Below are 16,439 nucleotides of genomic sequence, written 5' to 3' on the forward strand. Positions count from 1 at the left end.
CGTAGGTGATGTAACCGTTGTCCCTGCACCAATCTCGTAGTCGCTTCGCTGGCCCCAACTGCCATCCGTGAAAATCGCTGATCGAAGCCGCGCACCGCTCTCGCTTGACAACTTCAGTATCGGTTGCATGAGGGATATCGGGAGCGGTCCTGACCTGTGAACTAGCAGATGATGCGGCCAGTAAGATTGCTGCGGCAGCAAATAGAACTTTTCTCATTTCGTGATCCTCACTCCAATTTGGAGCGGGACCATAATCTGCATCGCTGCGGAAGGTAAAGCCATGGACATCGCACAGTTAGGGATTGAGGTTCAGTCCGGCGGCGTGAAAAGCGCTACAAACGACCTCAAGCAGTTCACAAACGCCTCACGCGTTGCAGAGCGGGCGGCGTCTGGCTTGTCTGATGCGTCGGGAAAGTTCTCCACCTCTGAGATTGCGGCAATGTCTGCTGCTATGGGCGGCGTAGAGAAAACATCAAATGCTGCCGCTAAGGCAATGGCAGCGGCTGCGCTGGCTGCCCAGCGAGCTGGTTCGGTCGGCGCTTCTGGGGTGAAGTCTCTAGGCCAAGCGTCAGGGGCCGCACGCCAGCAGGTTCAAAACCTTTCGTACCAGATGCAGGACATCGTAACGATGATGGCTATGGGCCAGTCACCGTTTATGTTGCTTGCACAGCAGCTGCCGCAGGTCACCCAGAATGGCGGACAGTTGAACGGCGTGCTGTCTGCCATCAAGCAAACGATTACTGGACTGGTGAGCCCTCTTGGCCTGGCGACTACGGCTTTTGTCTTCCTCGGAAGCGCAGCCATCTCATATTTCACCGAATGGATGAGTAAAGGATCATCGGCCAACGACCTGTTGAAAGAACAAGCCCAACTTATCCAGACTGTCGCGGACAGGTGGGGAGACGCGATCCCGGCACTGAGGGAGTACGCAGACCAACTCACACGCGCTCGTGAGGCTGCGGAGTTGCGCGAAGGATTGAGCCTGCTCAACGACAACACGCTAGAATCCGTGCGCGGTCGGCTCTCTGATGTGACGTTGGGACTTGCTGACCTCGTGTCGAATCTATCTGCCGCTGGCGAAGAGGCTACTGTCATTCGTGAGCTTCAGGAAGCTTTTGCAAGGTTCGCTGAGAGCGCGGCTGATGGATCGCTTCAGGTTTCAGAGGTGGAAAGGGTGCAGAATGCTTTGTCGGCAGCAGTCAATAGCACCGGTATCCCGGCCATCGATAGTTTCCGCTCATTCTTCGACACCTTGAGTGCGTCAGCTCTAAAGGCCGCTGAAAGCGTTGGAGCCGCGACCCAGGCAGCGAACATTGCCCAATCCCGTATCAACGACCCACGGACTTGGAGGGGCGTCGGCTTAGAAAGTAATGCTGACGGACGAATCCAAGGAGAAATGTTCCCGTTACCGGAAGATGGCCCAACACCCGGTAGCCGTCCACTGATCGAATTGGAAGGCATGCCAAAGACCAAGGGCGGCGGAGCGAAGCAGAAGGCCTACGAATCTGCCACAGCCTCAATCAACGAGCAGACCCGTGCGCTTCAAGCCCAGACAGCAGCCCAGCAGTCGCTCAACCCTGCCATTAACGACTACGGCTATGCCGTGGCCAAGGCCAAGGTTGAAACCGATCTGCTGCTGGCCGCTGAAAAGGATAAGAAGGCAATCACGCCTGAACTGACCGCACAGATCGGTGCGCAGGCTGAGAAGTATGCGCAAGCCGTTGTCGAGCAGAACAAGTTCACCGAGGCGACCAAGCGCGCCAATGAGGCAACGCAGTTCGTCAAGAACACGACCGCCGGATTTATCAACGATCTGCGGGACGGGTTGAAGAACGGGGAGAGCTTCTGGTCCTCATTCGGGAGCGCTGCTTTGTCCGTTCTCGATCGGATCACCGACAAGCTTCTGAACGAAGTGCTAGACGCCGTGTTCAAGGTTTCAAACGCAGGCTCTGGCGGTGGTGGTGGCTTTCTTTCAAGCATCTTTGGCAGCATTTTTGGTGGCGGCAATGGAGGATTGGGTGCTTCTGGCGTTCCTATGTATGCCAGTGGAACGGCATCCGCGCGCGCTGGCATGGCCCTAGTTGGGGAAAAGGGACCGGAAGTCGTTCGCTTTGGCGGCGGGGAGCAAGTGGTTCCGAACAATCAGCTTGGCAACGGCTTCGTCGGAAGTCGTCAGGCTGCCAACGCCAACACACCTCAGTCCATGCATGTCACCGTGGGTGTCTCCGTTGATCAGGACGGAAACCTGCAAGCCTACGTCAAAGATGTGGCGCGCAGCGAATCTGCGAAAATCTCCACTGCCGTGGTGAAGCAGAACGAGAAGAACAAGCGAAACCTTCAACAGAACGGGCAGGCTGCGTAATGGCTGATCCTATTTCTCTGCCTGCCGTTGGATGGAAGGAATGCACCTTCGATCCTATCCAGCCCAGAAGTACGAACCGCATGGAAGGACGCCGAACGGAATCGCAAACGTTCGGCACTCCTTTCTGGCGGGCGACCTATCAAGCCACCTGGTTGGATAAGTCCAAGTTCGGACTGATGGATGCCTTCATGATGCAAGCCGGGGATGATGGAGAAACCTTCCTCGGTTACGACATCTTCCGCCCGCGCCCTATTGCTATGGACACCGGTTCACCATTGAGCGGTACGAAGGCAGGTGGCGGTGCTTTCAACGGGACTGCTGTTCTCCAGGCGGTCACGAATAGCCGCACAGTGGTCATATCTGGCCTGCCAGCGGGATTTGTGCTTTCGCCGGGGGATTACGTCGAGTTCCGCATGTCGCCACTCCTGCGCTCTCTCCACCGGATCATCGCGCCAGCTACCGCAAATGGTTCTGGAGTTGTGACGTTGAGCATCCGGCACGGGCTCGACACTCAAAACTTCACGACAAGCTCTGTCGTCAACTTCGAGAAAGCTTCATGCACAATGCAGATCGACGCGGACAGTTATTCTGGGGCCAAATCTTGGGATAGCCGCGAGCCATCATTTACTGCGACGGAGGTCTTCGTATCATGAGTGCGATTGATCCAGTCGTTGCAGCACAGGTCGATAAGGGCAGAATTGCTCGACTTGATCTCATCCGCTTCGATCTCCCCGGCAAAACAGTGGGATATCATCGCGGCGGCAGGCCATACACCTACAATGGCCTCGTCTACCTGCCCAATCGCTTCATTGACATGGGCGGTATGAATTCTGCGGTCGGCACTGCAGTGACAACCCGAACCATCGTCTTTTCCGATATCCCTGTTACCAACCCAGATGATGCGATCGCGAAGATCGAGGAATACGATTATCAAAACTCCCCGGTGATCATCGCCCACCTTTGTGGTGTTCCAGGCACAAGCGACGTGCTGGGCGTGCTTGCGTCATCCATCTACGAGATTGATCAGGTCCGCTACAATAAAGGCGCTGTGAGCGGTTCTGAGCGAACGCTGACGATGGAAATCGATCTTCAGCCTCCGGGCCGCTCGGCGCGCGGCTCTACCGGCGTCAAGCGCTCTCTGGCCGAACAACAGTTCGACAACGACCCGACAGACACGGGCTTCGAATACGTCGCCACCAATGCCAGCATCCCCGAAGAGTGGGGCCAACGGACAGGCTGAACCATGAACAGATTTAGAGTTGTCGAAGCTACGCTAAACGCGGAGCTGGCGAAGCCGTATGCCTATGGAAATCCGGCGAAATCGGATTGTTTGTTTATGGGCTTCGCAATGGTGGACGCGCTCACAGGGTCTGATCTGTGCGGCAAATATGCCGGAAGCTACAAGACGCTCATCGGCGCGCAAAAAAGGCTTCGGAAGCATGGGCACAAATCTCTTGTCACAGCTTTTGCTGAAGAATTGGATCAACAGCCCCAAGGCGGCGCGGAAGCTCGTTTTGGTGACATCGCCATTTTGCGTCTTGATGACGGCGCTGAACACGTCGCGATTTGCCTCGGTACTAGGTTCGTAACCAAAACCCCAGCCGGTCGGCAGGATCACTACCTGTCCGAAGTCATCGCCGCTTTCCACATCGGATAATCATTCATGGCAATTTTCACGCTTATAGGCACGGCTATTGCCGGGGCGCTGTTCGGCGGCTCGTTGCTCGCCGCAACGCTCATCGCAGGCGCTCTTGCCTATGGCACCAGCATTGCCTTCAGCTATCTCAAGCGCCCAAAGAAGCGCACCTATACCGCTGTCCAAGGTGAAACGAAGTATGGCGGCGATGTCGATGTTGAAGCGCTGTATGGCACCGGCAAGACCAAAGGCCAGCGGACCTTCTACGCGAAATGGGGCGGCGGTAACAAGGTCAATGCCGACGTCTTCGTTCTGTCTGATGGTTGGTGTGATGGTCTTGAGCCCTACTGCTTCATGTATGGCGAGAAGAAAGAGCTTCTGCTGGTCGCCAACATCGGTGGTGAGGCGGCGCATTACCGTGTGAACGGCTATGGCGGGAACATCTCTATCCGTTTTTATGACGGTCGCCCCGGCCAGCCTGTGGACATGAAGCTCGTCAACGACACCGTTGCGCTTGGCAGCCGGTGGAAGATCACCAGCACGAATGCTGGCAAGGCTTATGTTATCGTTGAGCGGACCTATGACAGTGGCTTGTTTGAAAAGGGAAAGCCAGAGTTCGAATTCGTCATGCGCGGCCTTCGGGAATACGACCCTCGCAAGGATTCGACCGTCTCAGGTGGCTCCGGCCCACAGCGCATCAACGACCGTTCGACATGGGTGTTCACCAAGAACCCTGCTGTCCACCGGCTGAATTATCAGCTTGGCTTGAGAGCCATGATTTCCGGACGCACGCTGATCGGTGAAGGCAAGACCCTCGGTCAAATCGATCTGCCTACCTATTTCGCCGCCATGAACGTGTGCGACACGATCAAGAACGGCAAGAAGACCTACGAGTGCGGTCTATGGGTAACTGGCGCTGATGACCACACCGAAATCCTGAAAGAGTTTGACGATGCGATGGCTGGGTATGGCCTGAACCGTCGTGGGCTTTCTGGGGTGATCGCTGGCGCTCCACAGTTGCCAGTCGCCGCGATCACCGCAAAAGACATCGACATTGGCCGCTCGACAGAGGTGCAGTTCAAGAAGTCTGCCTTTGAGCGTTATAATCATCTTTCCGGTCAGTTCCTTTCCATTGAGGATAATTGGAACCCGCAGAGCCTTAAACCGATCTACGTCAATGCCGACGTTACCGCCGATGGACGAAATCGTCAGACCAGTAACGACTTTCTACAGGTCACCGACCCGGATATCGCACAATACCTTCTGACGATCCGCTATCGCCAGAACCGTCTTGGCGGCTCCGCGACAATCCCTGTGAGCCGCAGCCTTGGACTGAAGGTTCAGGAAGGCGAGTGGGTTACCTACGAAGAACGCGAATGGATGATTTCGGAATGGGGCTGTGATGAGAATTTTGACATCACTCTTACGCTCTCTGAAACCAGCGCCGACATTTACGATGATGGCGACATAGAGCCTGGCCCTATCGTCGTTCCTCCAACGCCGCCGGTTAACCCATCGATTATCACAACGGTTTCCGGGTTCCGTATCGAGACTGGGCTGATCCAAGGTGCTGACGGTTTTGAACAGCCCACGGTTCGCTTTGTTTGGGACGCACCAGACGATCCGACTATCACGCAGGTTCGATTCGAATACCGCATCAACGGGAAGACACAAGTCTATACCGACGTTTCGAATGAGCCGGAGAGTGGCCTCTATGAGACTTCCAAGGATGTGCAGTCCGGTGTGATCTATGATGCGCGCGCGACAATAACGACAGTTCCAGATCGGTTCAGGACTTTTACTCCGTGGGTGACTTCTTTAAGCGCAACGGGATACTCGTCTATTCGGTCTTCGTTGACGTCCATTGGCAGCGATGTGAAATCTGTCTTTCAGGAGCTAGGGCAGGAGCTTACTGATCTGTGGCAAAGGCTTGAAGAGGCCACGACAGCGTTTTCTCTCGACGGTGCAGTTGGTCAGATCGACCGCCAGCGTATCAAGGCTGAAATTGGTGCCGCGCGTGCTGAGATCGTCACTGAAAAACGGGTCCGCGCCACAGAAACGGAAGCGTTGGCTGAAGCGCTACTCGGTGTTTCCGCTGATGTGAATGGCAACTTTGCCAATGGTCTGGTGTCATTCAAGGCGGTGTCTGCGCCTGCCGGTGTGGATGTGCGCTTTGCCATCATGCTCCGGGCCGGGATGGACGATGCTCTCAAGGAGAGTGGCTTCTTCATCGAGATATACACTGAGGGTGGCGTTCAGAAATCGCGCGCTGCTTTCAATGTAGATCAATTCACGATCACTGATGGCGTGAATAGTTTCGCACTGTTTGCCATCGTGAATGGCGTTGTGAAGATGTTGAATGCGCAGATATCACAGGCGCAGATTGATAATCTGGTGGTTGGAACAAGTAACATCGAACCTGGAGCGGTGACTAGGTTTTTTTCTGCATCTGGCGGGGCGAACATCACCATCGCCGTTAATCATGGATTGGGCTCTCCTACAGTAAAGATCGAATATAAGGCAAATATTACTATAGTTGGTGAGTTCGGATCTGTAGCCGCTACCCTTTCAAACGTGACAGACGGCGGTAATATAGAGGTTGCTGGTGGTAGCTCTCCTCAGATCATATTCTCTTCAGTGTTGTTTACCCCTCCGCCTGATCGTGCATCCACCACATTTAGGCTTGTGACGCAGTCTCAAAACTCAAGCGTATCAGGGCAGACCCTTTTCGCTCTCGTCTTCAAAAGGTAATCACCAACATGACCACTCCTTACACGACGGGGCAGATCAGCCTCGTCAACGGCGAAGCTTTGGTGACTGGTATCGGCACGGGCTGGGCAACGTCGCTTATCATCGGCGGCACGATCTATGTCGAGGCGGATGGCGGCAATGCACTGCCAATTGACGAGATCACGAGCGATACCGAAATCACGTCGGCAATCGTCTGGAAAGGGCCGACAGGCACTTACGATTACGCTTTGGTCCGCGATACGGCTTATGGCCAGCAGACCGTGGCGAATGCACAAGCGTTGGCCGATTATATCCAGCGGCTGAATAGCACTGCATTGTCAGCCGTGGCAGGTGTGAGCCCGTCGGCTAACATGCTCATTCTGTTTACCGGTCCCGATAGTGCAACTCTGATCAATGCTGACGAAATCAGCGGCAGTGGTTTGGACTTCGACAAAGAGGTAAACGATCTTGCGGGAAGGGCGATTTATGACACGTCTGCCGCAAACTTTCGGGTAGCTGTCGCCAATATTGGTGATGGCAGAAGCGCGGTCTACGTCAAGAAAAGCGATACTGCCGGTGATTGGAGTGATCCGCTTTATATCACAGGCCGTGATGGCACCAACGGTACGGATGGAGCTGATGGTGAAGATGGCGCACCTGGCGCACCGGGTGCACCCGGCTCTCCTGGCCCGTACACAACGATCAACCCCGGAACTGTAACCACGCTCGCACCCGGATCACAAGCGACAGCTTCCTTCGCGCCTGTATCGTCTGGCGTCGTGCAGCTGAACCTTGGCATTCCAGCTGGTCAAAATGGCACCGGTTCTGGCACTGTCACCAGCGTTGGCTTGTCGGTGCCGACAGGCCTTCAGGTAAGCGTTGCAAGCATCACGACGACCGGCACCTTCGCTATCACTTACCAGAGCGGTTATCAGGGCTATACCACTGTCGAAGCGAACAAGCTTGCAGGTATACAGACGGGTGCACAGGTCAACCAGACTGTCGGCACCACGTCAGGCACTGTTGCCGCTGGCGATGATAGTCGCTTCAACAACAACGGCAAGCTCAACGTCGAAGACCAAACGCTGACAGGCGGCGCGCGCGTCACATCGAAAGACCTCGGCACGATCTCGACCGGAACACTCACGCTCGATCCGGGCGACCGCCCGTTACAGCACTACACGAACAACGGCGCTCACACACTGGCACCCGGCACTAACACCGGGTCATTCATGTTGGACATCACCAACGGCGCTTCGGCGGGCGCGATCACTGTCACTGGCTGGACGAAAGTAGCCGGTGACGCTTTCACCACCACCAGCGGCAACAAATTCCGTCTCCATTGCTCTGTTGGCAATGGTGGCTCGCTGCTCATTGTACAGGCGTTGCAATAATGGTCGCTTTCTTCTGCCCGCCGCCGTTTATGCGTAGCGCTGCGGTGAGAGGTGCTCCGTCGCTGATACCCTTTGGCACTGGTACCATATTTGGTGACTATCCGACCAGGTTGGCGACCGTGTTCGATGGGGTAACCTCACAATTCAGCACAGCCGGAGCGGTAAAAACATCTTCCTCAAACGCTTACGCTGGCAAGGCTTACTCGGCTCCAGTTGCAGTGAGTAATCTCGTGGTCTACGGGTCCGGCAATGCTGGATTCTTCTCAATTGATCCGACTGTAACGATAGAAATAAGAGCCAAAAAGGGCGCCGCTCCTGCTTCTGGAAGCGATGGTACTCTTCTAGGTTCAGTAACATTCACCGACACTGCGAACGAAAGCGCTGGAAGAACTATAATGAGTAACGATACGACCACTTATTGGGACCGTATTTGGGCGTTCATTTCAGGAAATCAAAGCGGGTCAATGTTTCTTGCTGAAATACAAATCGTAGGATGGACACAATGACGCTCGCGCTTATCAAAGACAACGTGGTACTGAACCGCGTGGATATACTAGGCCAGTTCCAAGAAGGCGCCTGGGTCGATCTGCCGGACGGTTCGCGTGTCTCGCCAGCCTATGACGGATGGGCACTGCGGGGCTATGAACTTCACACAATCCAGTCTGCCGATCCAGTGCCGACGGGCTATCGCGTCGCGTCGTCATCAGTCCAGATCGTGAACGGTCTGCCGAAGTGGGTGGATGTGGTTGAGATCGCTCCGCCGCAGCCATATCAGATCGCCAAAACTACTCCATGGCTGCGCATGACCGAAGACGAGGCGGCAATCATGGACGCTGTCATGAGCGAGACGACGGCACGTCTGAAGCAGATTTACATGGCTGCGCAGTTTCTCAGTTCGGGGGATTCTCTTTGGTCCACCATGCACGATCTCATTGCTGGTGCTCTTCCGGGCGGCAGTACACGCGCCGATGAACTACTCGCGCCGGAGGGCTGACAATGGCGAAGAAGATACCGGACGCCGCGCCGCTCACAGGCACAGAGGCCGCTATCGTTATTCAAGATGGCAAGGCTGTGAAGACAACCGCCCAGGCGATTGCCGATAAGGCAAAAGTAACCAAGGGCGATAAGGGGGACAAAGGAGATAAGGGCGATCTGGGGCCGACCGGCGCCCCGAAGCGCATTTCCCGGTTTTCTGCGGCGACAAACAGCAGCGGAATTGCCACGGTCACATTCAGCCCCGCATTCGAAACCGTCCCAGACATTGACGTCATTGATGGTTGGGCAAATGAGCAAATGATTACCGGTGCCGTTGTTGCCGGATCAGCCACAAAGACCGGCTGCCAAGTTCAGGTGATGGTGTCTCGCGGCACGTTGCTTTTGACCTCCGGCCCATTCCAGAAAGCCGCAGCGGGCGTGTCTGTGACCGTTCGCGCTATCGGCAACTAAAACCCCACAACATCAGGAGACCACCATGGCGACTGTACGCGACGTACAGCGGCGCTTGATTGCGCTTGGGTATGACGTAGGGCCAGCGGGTGCCGATGGCATTTCGGGCCGCAATACGACTAAGGCCGTTGCGCGCTTTCAGGACGATAAGAATATCCAGGTGCTGTATCGCGGGACCATCGGACCGAAGACGATTGCAGCTCTGGGCCTGAACGACAACGAGCCCATCAGTCCACCATGGGTGACGGAAGCCCGCCGGTTCCTCGGCCTGCACGAAGTGAAGAACGCCAAGGTACTGGACAGGGCGCTGCGCCTCGATGCCAGTGAAACTGCTTGGTGCGGGGCATTCGTCGGCATGGTCATTGCTACGGCTCTGCCGAAAGAACCACTGCCGGCCAATCCGCTCGGCTCTCGCAACTGGCTCAAGTTCGGGAAGGCTATCACCGGGCCGCAGATCGGCGCTATTGCTGTCTTCTGGCGCGGGTCCAAGACTGGCTGGCAAGGCCACGTCGGCATTGTCGTAGGCCACGACAAGACGCATCTGCATATCCTCGGCGGGAATCAAAGTGACTCTGTCAGTATCGCCCGGGTCGCGAAGAACCGCCTTCTCGGCTACCGCTGGCCGACAACTTACCCGGATGCTCCGAATACCGCTTTGCCGATGACGACGATCACGGCGAGCGTCACGACGAACGAGGCGTGAGATGGCAGCATTATCTCGCAAGCTTCGCAGCGCTCAAGATGGCGGCATTCTGTTTTGGTGCCCCGGGTGTGATGGGGCGCATATCGTTACGGTGGGTGAAGGGCAGGGTCCTAGGTGGGGCTATAACGGCAACGCTGAATCCCCGACTTTCACGCCCTCTGTTTTGGTGACCTACAATGGCCCAGACGCTGGCATTGACGGCGCGCCACCTGCGATCTGCCATTCATTCGTTACCGATGGCCGTATCCAGTTCCTAAGAGACTGCACTCACTCGCTCGCTGGGCAAACAGTAGACATTCCAGACTTCGACAACTGAACCATTCCACAAAGGAAACCACCATGCGTTCACTGATCATCGTATCAGCGGCGGCTATCGGCCTGTCCGCGTGCCAGTCTACCGGATCAATCGACACAGGCATCCGCCAAAGCCTTCCACAGGTCTGCTCGGCTGGCGAAACTGCCTATGCCGTGCTTCTGCCGTTCATCGCAGCCGACCGCCTCAAGCCAAAGACCGCTGCGGCTGCCGAGGCTGCTCACCAGAGCCTTCAGGCACTCTGCGCGAACAAAGACACAGCAACGCTTGCTTCAACGCTGGTGGCTGCGTCTGGCGCCTACCTGACGATCACCATCGCCATGCGCGAAGCCAAGAAGGTGGAGAACTGATCATGAATACTAACAAAGAGAATATCATCTCTGCCATCGCGCAAGGCGTCATAACCGGCGTCAATAGCCCATCCACGCGCGCGACGGCTTCGGATGCCAGAACCATCATCGATGCTGTCGAGCGATCTACAGCGCCCGTTGTGGCGCACATCACGAATACGGAGCCATGGTATCAGTCGCGTGTAACGCTCGGCGCCATCCTTGCCGCTGCGGCTGGTCTGCTCGGCGTTTTCGGCTACGCCTTCCCAGAAGACGTGCAGGGCAAAGTGGTTGACCTGATCGTTGCGCTTGCCCCGGTCATTGGCGGTATACTGGCGCTGCATGGTCGATGGGTCGCCAAGAAGCCTCTGGGCAAGTGAGGCAGCCATGAGCGAGGGCTACAAGGGAACAGGAATGTGGGTTCGAATCCAACACCGATTCGGCCCACGCATGATGGAGTGGTTCTTGGCTGGCCACCTCATCCTCTTCGGATATGTGCTGCTTCTACCGTCGCAGACATTCAACCAGCCATCTTTCATGGCCTTCGCCTCTCTCGTGCCATCCGAGAATTTTCTCGGGTGGTTGATGTTCCTTGTCGGCTGCTTGCGCATCATTGGTCTCGTGGTCAATGGAGCGAGGAAAACCGTCACACCTCAGATCCGGCAATTCTCTGCCGCTGCTGGGTGCCTCATCTGGGCTGGCATATCGTATGGCTTCGCATCCTCTGGTGTCATCAGCACGTGGCTTGCCATCTACCCACTCTTCGCAATCGGGGAGCTGGTAAACATCAATCGCGCTGCGCATGACCAAGGGGAAGCACGCAATGGAACAGTTGGCTAATCTCCCGCCGCTCGCGATCATTGCCCTGGGGGTAACGCTCGCGATCATCTTCGGCGTGCGATATCTAGGGCTTGCCTCCGGGGAGAACGCTTCTCCATCCAAGAGCCAAGCTGCGGCACAGGTTGCTGCGGTTATTGTTGATCCTACTGCGCTCAACAACGCTACAAAAGCCTTGGAATCTCATACGGAGGTGATGGGAGATATGATCGACGCCATGAAGGAATCAGGCCAATCTATTGCGAGGATGGCAATTGAGATGGATCGGATCAGGGAAGAGCTTCGAATCCAGCGTGAGGTTGCCCGTAGGCCTTAGATCCCTCTCCTCGACCGGTTAAGGCCGAGGAGCTTGACTTGGGATCAACAGCGAAAGCCTATCGGCTGTGGATCTTCGCTTGTAATCGTGATCACTGTGACAAAAGTAAGGCTGGTTGTCTACAGCTATTTTTCAAGCATAAATAACAAAAAACCCGGCACAATGGCCGGGTTTCTCGTCACTAACCTAAGTTAGATGATTAGAAGTTGCGCTGCAGGCGAACGAAACCGGTGACCTGATCGTCACGACCGTCTTCGTCGTAGTAGTTTGCGGTCATCTTCGTTGTCAGGCCGTCGGTGATTTTGTAATCAACCGTCAAGCCAGCTGTCCATGCGTCGCGGTTGGACCAATCAGAGCTGCGAAGCGTGGTGCTGTCGCCAGATACTGCTGTGCCGAGAGCCACAGTGTTTGTGCGAACTGCGTCAGATACGTTACCGAACCACTGAGCGCCGGGAGTGATGGTCAGCTTGTCAGTTGCCTTGATTGCGTATTCAGCAGCAACTGCCCACTCAGAGCGAGCGAAGTAAGCGTTTGCACCAGAGGAGTAAACGCCAGCCAAGCCGAGTGTGCCAGGGCCGATATCAGCTGTACCCATCAGACGAACAGCGCCGTCTTCGCGGTCAACGTCATAGCCGCCGATCAGCTGAAGCGTGAAGCCACCAAGCTTTGTGCCAACGCCAGCAGAGATGCCGACGTTGTTGTCAGGCTCAATACCAGCTGCAATGTCTGCAACTGTTCCGGTGAGAACGTTCGCGCTGGTTACGCGAGTGCCGAGGCCTTCAAGTTCGTCGACCGAAACGCCAGCCCAGAAAGAGCCTGCATCGTAGGTGTAACGGATGGAGTTGAAGAGTGTAGCAGAGTTCAGGTAGTCAGTTTCGCCAGAAAGGCTATCGTCCCACCAGTTGTAGAACTTACCGACCTTCAGGCCGCCGAGTTCGATGAATGCCTGCTGAATGTTGAGGCCAGCAGAGTCAGCATTGTCAGCATCACCACGGAATTCGATGAAACCACGCAGAGCGCCGAGTTCGGTGTCTGTACGTGTGTCAACGTTGAACTGAGCGCGTGTGAACGAATCCCAGTCAGATGTGCCAGAGCGGTCACGGGAGAAGTCTGTCTGGAAACGAACGTAACCAGAGAACTTCAAGCAGGTTTCGGTACCAGGGATGTAGAAGAAGCCTGTGCCGAAAGCGTCGCAAACGCGAACGTATTCCATTGGCTCAGGCTCAGCAGCGACGATTGCGTCGGCAGCCTGGGCGCCAGTTACTGCTGCGAGAGCGGCAGCGGAGCCGATCAAAAGGCTCTTGATGTTCATAATGACCTCCAGTCATGTTTCGATACAAAAAGCGAGACAATCTCGGAGATGCCCCCCGCTTCGGATTTGGAATAGACAGAAAGACGGGAGGATTCGCAATCAGCATTAGCCATATTTAAGGTTGCTGGCGTGAACGCGGGCTAAGTCCTGTTGCAATTTGAGCACAATTTAGTTCTGCACACTTAGCGTTTGCTTGATTTTGTTAAGGTTTTGTAAATGATTGGATTGTGGATAAACCGGGGCGCCACTACCTGCGAGGCACCTCCTTATGCGGGTAATGCTCCCAACACCACCATTGCGGCGGCTCGGCCTTGCTGCGGGCGAATCCAAACCCGCCCCATTTCTTGCATCCAGGCTCGCAGCAATAGTGGGTGTCTATTACGCCGTCGCCGGTCTTGCTCGTCAGGTCGCTCATCTTGATTCCTCAGTTGGCGGCAACCCCGCCGCCTCCCGCTGCCTATCATAATGCTCCTCGACCAGCCTAACGGCTTCTGACCGGCTTGGCGCATATCCACCATGTGGCATCACGGTTACGCGAATCTTCCGAGAGTGACCGCCGTTCCACATCCACTGGCCTTTCATCGGCCCTGCCTCTTGGTACGATATCCGGCCCGTATTCTCCCCGTCGATCACGCAGACGTAGTCTTCAAGCAGCTTGCCATCCAGCCCGGTTTCTCCCGGCCATGTGCGCTTCCATGGGTATCTGCGTTGGTATTCGGTCATGGAGTCAAATTAGCACTGATTCTGGTAAAGTCGTGACCGTGAACAAAACAGTGCGGCGCACAGTTTGCGCACAGTTTGACGGAACAGGACTGGAACAAACGCGGAATAGCTTGAACGGGAAACCCCGCGTTTGTTGACTTCTGCGGCCCAGCCAGTCGTTCGGGACGACGGGGTCGGAGGTTCGAATCCTCTCACTCCGACCAGAATTGTCTATTTCCGACATTCGCCGCACGGTACCGCTAAGCCTTTCCTCCTGCCTTCTTGATCTTCGTCAAATCCAGTCTGGAACAGTGCGTATTCACGTGCAGGTTTTAGCCGCGAGACGATTGTTATCGAGACTATTTTTGGGCTAAGGTGCGTTTCCGCCGCTTTTTTCGCCAAATCTGTTGACGTGTCGCGGATGGACGGTGACGTATATAAGAAACCACTGTATTTGAAAATATCAACTTTCTTGACAAATATTCCGTGCTGCAACGTTTTAGTTTAGTCCTCGCCCACGCCCACAAGCCAAGGTTCATGGATGTCCCACCGTCGTAAACGGAAAACCGCGATCAAAGTTACATTGCAAGACGTCGCCCGGGAAATCGGCGTCAGCGCAATTACGGTGTCACGCGCATTGCGCGAGCCTGAGAAGGTATCTGAGACCTTGCGCGACCAGATTCTCGGTGCCGTGGACAAGATGGGTTATGTTCCCGATCTGCATGCAAGGGCCTTGGCCAGAGGTACCAGCAATTTCATCGGTGTCCTCCTGCCGTCGCTCTCCCACCCCGCCGTCAGCGCCGTGCTCAATGGCATCGAGGCGCGCATCAGGGGAACGGATTATCGAATTCAGTATTCCAACAGCCATTATGACCCGGAAGAAGAGGTGCGGCAGTTGCGGGCGTTTGCTGCGCACAGCCCCGCGGGCGTCATCGTAGCGGGCACGGAACGGCTTGAGAACCTGAACACCATGGCGCAGGAAGCGGGCTGTCCCGTGGTGCAGACCATCGATGCCTCGCTCAAGATGGATGGTATCGCCGTCGGTATCAATCACAAGCAGGCGGCCATGGTCGCGACGCGGCACATGTTGTCGCAAGGGTACCGGCGCATCGCCATGCTGGGCTGCGGCCACGACATCAGAATTCGTTTGCGCCAATCCGGTTATTGCGAGGTCATGCAACAGGCCGGTCTGTTCGATGAGAAGCTGATCATCTGGCAGGATGCCCCGCCAAGCATTCATCTCGGCTCCCGAATGATCCGCCGTTTCATCGAGGCGCATCCCGATGTCGAGGGCGTTGTGTGCCACAGCGACGACCTGGCTCTGGGCGTCATCTTCGAGTGTCAGCGCCTCGGTATAAGGGTGCCCGAAGATTTCGGCATTTGCGGCTTCAACGATCTGGAATATGCCGTCTCGACGGAGCCACCCCTGACGACCGTTCGCGTTCCCCGCTTCGACATCGGTTACAAGGCCGCTGACATCGTAATTACGCTGGGCGAAGGCGGCGTTGTGCACGAACGCACCTGGGACCTTGGCTTTGAGCTCGTGGTGCGCGAAACGACACGGCGCACCCGCGCCGCAGCATTGGCCTAACCAAGAATTCTATACTTTTGCATATTCTCATACGCGCAAGGTCATTCCTCCAGGGAACTATTCGCCGGGATATCGCGTTAGATACACATGTGAAAAGGAGAATATTATGCTAAAAGGAATGGTTTTGTGGGCAATGGGTGTGCCGCTGGTGGTGGTCGTTCTGCTCTGGATGTTTGTATTTTGATTTCAGCGTAAACTGGCAAAGCTGAGCTTAAATTAGCTCAGCTTTGCCGTTTTTGTGTTTGCTTCAGCGCAAAATCTCTGTCCTGTGCATGCCTTCCCTAGAAGCATCAATCAACGACAGAGGCGTCATGCGTAACGACGAATTTCCTCAAGGGTAGACGTGGTTGATACGCCATCTGTCCGAGGCAAATATACGACTTCACATATGTGACTTAGGTAATCAAACCGTCCAGCCCAGTCGTCACCCATCACCAAAACATCGGCAGCATGCTCTGTAATGTATTGTTCTTTCAATTCGAGTGAGTGCTCCAGAAATACTTCATCCACACCAATAATAGCGCTGATAATTTCAAGCCGTTCATTTTCATTGTAAATCGGGCTTTTTTGCTTTTTTGAGTAATTGAGGGCGTCGGTCGAAACGCCTACAACAAGATAATCGCCCAACGCCCGCGCTCTTTGAAGAATTCGGATATGGCCGATGTGCAAAACGTCGAACGTGCCAAAAGTGATAATTTTCTTCATTTCAGTACCTCATCAAAAATACCGTTACCGCGCGTATCTCTCGTCAATTCGCTATGATCGCAC

General features: G+C 55.4%; 18 protein-coding genes. 16 read left to right on the forward strand and 2 right to left on the reverse strand.

The window, feature by feature from the left end; genetic code table 11:
• Positions 1–280: 280 nt before the first annotated feature.
• The 15 genes from HRR99_RS03330 (at position 281) to HRR99_RS03400 (ending at position 12,066) form a co-directional block, all read left to right on the forward strand.
• The gene (locus HRR99_RS03330) at positions 281–2,362 is read left to right on the forward strand and encodes a phage tail length tape measure family protein (RefSeq protein ID WP_233122758.1); all 2,082 of its coding nucleotides are present in this window, start codon (positions 281–283) and stop codon (positions 2,360–2,362) included.
• A complete protein-coding gene (locus HRR99_RS03335) occupies positions 2,362–3,015 on the forward strand; it encodes a hypothetical protein (RefSeq protein ID WP_233122759.1) in 654 nt (217 codons plus the stop codon). The genes HRR99_RS03330 and HRR99_RS03335 overlap by 1 nt, the downstream gene beginning before the upstream one ends.
• On the forward strand, positions 3,012–3,602 hold the full coding sequence (locus tag HRR99_RS03340) for a DUF2163 domain-containing protein (RefSeq protein WP_233122760.1): 591 nt from the start codon (positions 3,012–3,014) through the stop codon (positions 3,600–3,602). The genes HRR99_RS03335 and HRR99_RS03340 overlap by 4 nt, the downstream gene beginning before the upstream one ends.
• Positions 3,603–3,605: 3 nt before the next feature.
• A complete protein-coding gene (locus HRR99_RS03345) occupies positions 3,606–4,019 on the forward strand; it encodes a DUF6950 family protein (protein WP_233122761.1) in 414 nt (137 codons plus the stop codon).
• Positions 4,020–4,025: 6 nt separating this feature from the next.
• Positions 4,026–6,749, forward strand: coding sequence for a phage tail protein (locus HRR99_RS03350; protein WP_338422837.1), 2,724 nt, complete (start codon positions 4,026–4,028; stop codon positions 6,747–6,749).
• 8 nt (positions 6,750–6,757) lie between these two features.
• Positions 6,758–8,122 carry a hypothetical protein gene (locus HRR99_RS03355; RefSeq protein WP_233122763.1) on the forward strand — a complete coding sequence of 455 codons (1,365 nt, stop codon included), beginning with the start codon at positions 6,758–6,760 and terminating at the stop codon, positions 8,120–8,122.
• A complete protein-coding gene (locus HRR99_RS03360) occupies positions 8,122–8,628 on the forward strand; it encodes a hypothetical protein (RefSeq protein ID WP_233122764.1) in 507 nt (168 codons plus the stop codon). Before HRR99_RS03355 ends, HRR99_RS03360 begins: the two co-directional genes overlap by 1 nt.
• Positions 8,625–9,116 (forward strand): hypothetical protein, encoded by a 492-nt coding sequence (locus tag HRR99_RS03365; protein ID WP_233122765.1) that lies wholly within the window; start codon positions 8,625–8,627, stop codon positions 9,114–9,116. The genes HRR99_RS03360 and HRR99_RS03365 overlap by 4 nt, the downstream gene beginning before the upstream one ends.
• A 2-nt stretch (positions 9,117–9,118) precedes the next feature.
• On the forward strand, positions 9,119–9,568 hold the full coding sequence (locus HRR99_RS03370) for a hypothetical protein (RefSeq protein ID WP_233122766.1): 450 nt from the start codon (positions 9,119–9,121) through the stop codon (positions 9,566–9,568).
• Between the two features lie 25 nt (positions 9,569–9,593).
• Entirely contained in the window at positions 9,594–10,271 is a 678-nt protein-coding gene (locus HRR99_RS03375) for an NlpC/P60 family protein (RefSeq protein WP_233122767.1), read from the forward strand.
• Position 10,272: 1 nt separating this feature from the next.
• A complete protein-coding gene (locus HRR99_RS03380; protein WP_233122768.1) occupies positions 10,273–10,587 on the forward strand; it encodes a ubiquitination-like system serine protease family protein in 315 nt (104 codons plus the stop codon).
• Positions 10,588–10,610: 23 nt separating this feature from the next.
• The gene (locus HRR99_RS03385) at positions 10,611–10,934 is read left to right on the forward strand and encodes a cell wall anchor protein (RefSeq protein WP_233122769.1); all 324 of its coding nucleotides are present in this window, start codon (positions 10,611–10,613) and stop codon (positions 10,932–10,934) included.
• Between the two features lie 2 nt (positions 10,935–10,936).
• The gene (locus tag HRR99_RS03390; protein ID WP_233122770.1) at positions 10,937–11,293 is read left to right on the forward strand and encodes a hypothetical protein; all 357 of its coding nucleotides are present in this window, start codon (positions 10,937–10,939) and stop codon (positions 11,291–11,293) included.
• Between the two features lie 85 nt (positions 11,294–11,378).
• On the forward strand, positions 11,379–11,753 hold the full coding sequence (locus HRR99_RS03395; protein WP_233122771.1) for a hypothetical protein: 375 nt from the start codon (positions 11,379–11,381) through the stop codon (positions 11,751–11,753).
• On the forward strand, positions 11,737–12,066 hold the full coding sequence (locus HRR99_RS03400; protein WP_233122772.1) for a hypothetical protein: 330 nt from the start codon (positions 11,737–11,739) through the stop codon (positions 12,064–12,066). Before HRR99_RS03395 ends, HRR99_RS03400 begins: the two co-directional genes overlap by 17 nt.
• 199 nt (positions 12,067–12,265) lie before the next feature.
• Here the strand turns inward: HRR99_RS03400 and HRR99_RS03405 are convergent, their stop codons facing one another.
• Positions 12,266–13,378, reverse strand: a complete 1,113-nt coding sequence (locus HRR99_RS03405) for a porin (protein WP_233122773.1) — start codon at positions 13,376–13,378, stop codon at positions 12,266–12,268.
• A gap of 1,285 nt (positions 13,379–14,663) precedes the next feature.
• Between HRR99_RS03405 and HRR99_RS03410 the strand changes: the two genes are divergently transcribed.
• Positions 14,664–15,671 carry a LacI family DNA-binding transcriptional regulator gene (locus tag HRR99_RS03410; RefSeq protein WP_233122774.1) on the forward strand — a complete coding sequence of 336 codons (1,008 nt, stop codon included), beginning with the start codon at positions 14,664–14,666 and terminating at the stop codon, positions 15,669–15,671.
• A 309-nt stretch (positions 15,672–15,980) separates the two neighbouring features.
• Here the strand turns inward: HRR99_RS03410 and HRR99_RS03415 are convergent, their stop codons facing one another.
• Positions 15,981–16,376 carry an FAD synthase family protein gene (locus HRR99_RS03415; protein WP_233122775.1) on the reverse strand — a complete coding sequence of 132 codons (396 nt, stop codon included), beginning with the start codon at positions 16,374–16,376 and terminating at the stop codon, positions 15,981–15,983.
• Positions 16,377–16,439: the final 63 nt, after the last annotated feature.

Origin of the sequence: Agrobacterium vaccinii (assembly GCF_021310995.1) — a bacterium.
GTDB classification, from domain to species: Bacteria; Pseudomonadota; Alphaproteobacteria; order Rhizobiales; family Rhizobiaceae; genus Agrobacterium; species Agrobacterium vaccinii.

Bases quoted from the DNA above. Each gene is read 5' to 3' on its own strand.
- HRR99_RS03330 (WP_233122758.1), top strand. From the start codon at position 281: ATGGACATCGCACAGTTAGGGATTGAGGTTCAGTCCGGCGGCGTGAAA.
- HRR99_RS03335 (WP_233122759.1), top strand. From the start codon at position 2,362: ATGGCTGATCCTATTTCTCTGCCTGCCGTTGGATGGAAGGAATGCACC.
- HRR99_RS03340 (WP_233122760.1), top strand. From the start codon at position 3,012: ATGAGTGCGATTGATCCAGTCGTTGCAGCACAGGTCGATAAGGGCAGA.
- HRR99_RS03345 (WP_233122761.1), top strand. From the start codon at position 3,606: ATGAACAGATTTAGAGTTGTCGAAGCTACGCTAAACGCGGAGCTGGCG.
- HRR99_RS03350 (WP_338422837.1), top strand. From the start codon at position 4,026: ATGGCAATTTTCACGCTTATAGGCACGGCTATTGCCGGGGCGCTGTTC.
- HRR99_RS03355 (WP_233122763.1), top strand. From the start codon at position 6,758: ATGACCACTCCTTACACGACGGGGCAGATCAGCCTCGTCAACGGCGAA.
- HRR99_RS03360 (WP_233122764.1), top strand. From the start codon at position 8,122: ATGGTCGCTTTCTTCTGCCCGCCGCCGTTTATGCGTAGCGCTGCGGTG.
- HRR99_RS03365 (WP_233122765.1), top strand. From the start codon at position 8,625: ATGACGCTCGCGCTTATCAAAGACAACGTGGTACTGAACCGCGTGGAT.
- HRR99_RS03370 (WP_233122766.1), top strand. From the start codon at position 9,119: ATGGCGAAGAAGATACCGGACGCCGCGCCGCTCACAGGCACAGAGGCC.
- HRR99_RS03375 (WP_233122767.1), top strand. From the start codon at position 9,594: ATGGCGACTGTACGCGACGTACAGCGGCGCTTGATTGCGCTTGGGTAT.
- HRR99_RS03380 (WP_233122768.1), top strand. From the start codon at position 10,273: ATGGCAGCATTATCTCGCAAGCTTCGCAGCGCTCAAGATGGCGGCATT.
- HRR99_RS03385 (WP_233122769.1), top strand. From the start codon at position 10,611: ATGCGTTCACTGATCATCGTATCAGCGGCGGCTATCGGCCTGTCCGCG.
- HRR99_RS03390 (WP_233122770.1), top strand. From the start codon at position 10,937: ATGAATACTAACAAAGAGAATATCATCTCTGCCATCGCGCAAGGCGTC.
- HRR99_RS03400 (WP_233122772.1), top strand. From the start codon at position 11,737: ATGGAACAGTTGGCTAATCTCCCGCCGCTCGCGATCATTGCCCTGGGG.
- HRR99_RS03405 (WP_233122773.1), bottom strand. From the start codon at position 13,378: ATGAACATCAAGAGCCTTTTGATCGGCTCCGCTGCCGCTCTCGCAGCA.
- HRR99_RS03415 (WP_233122775.1), bottom strand. From the start codon at position 16,376: ATGAAGAAAATTATCACTTTTGGCACGTTCGACGTTTTGCACATCGGC.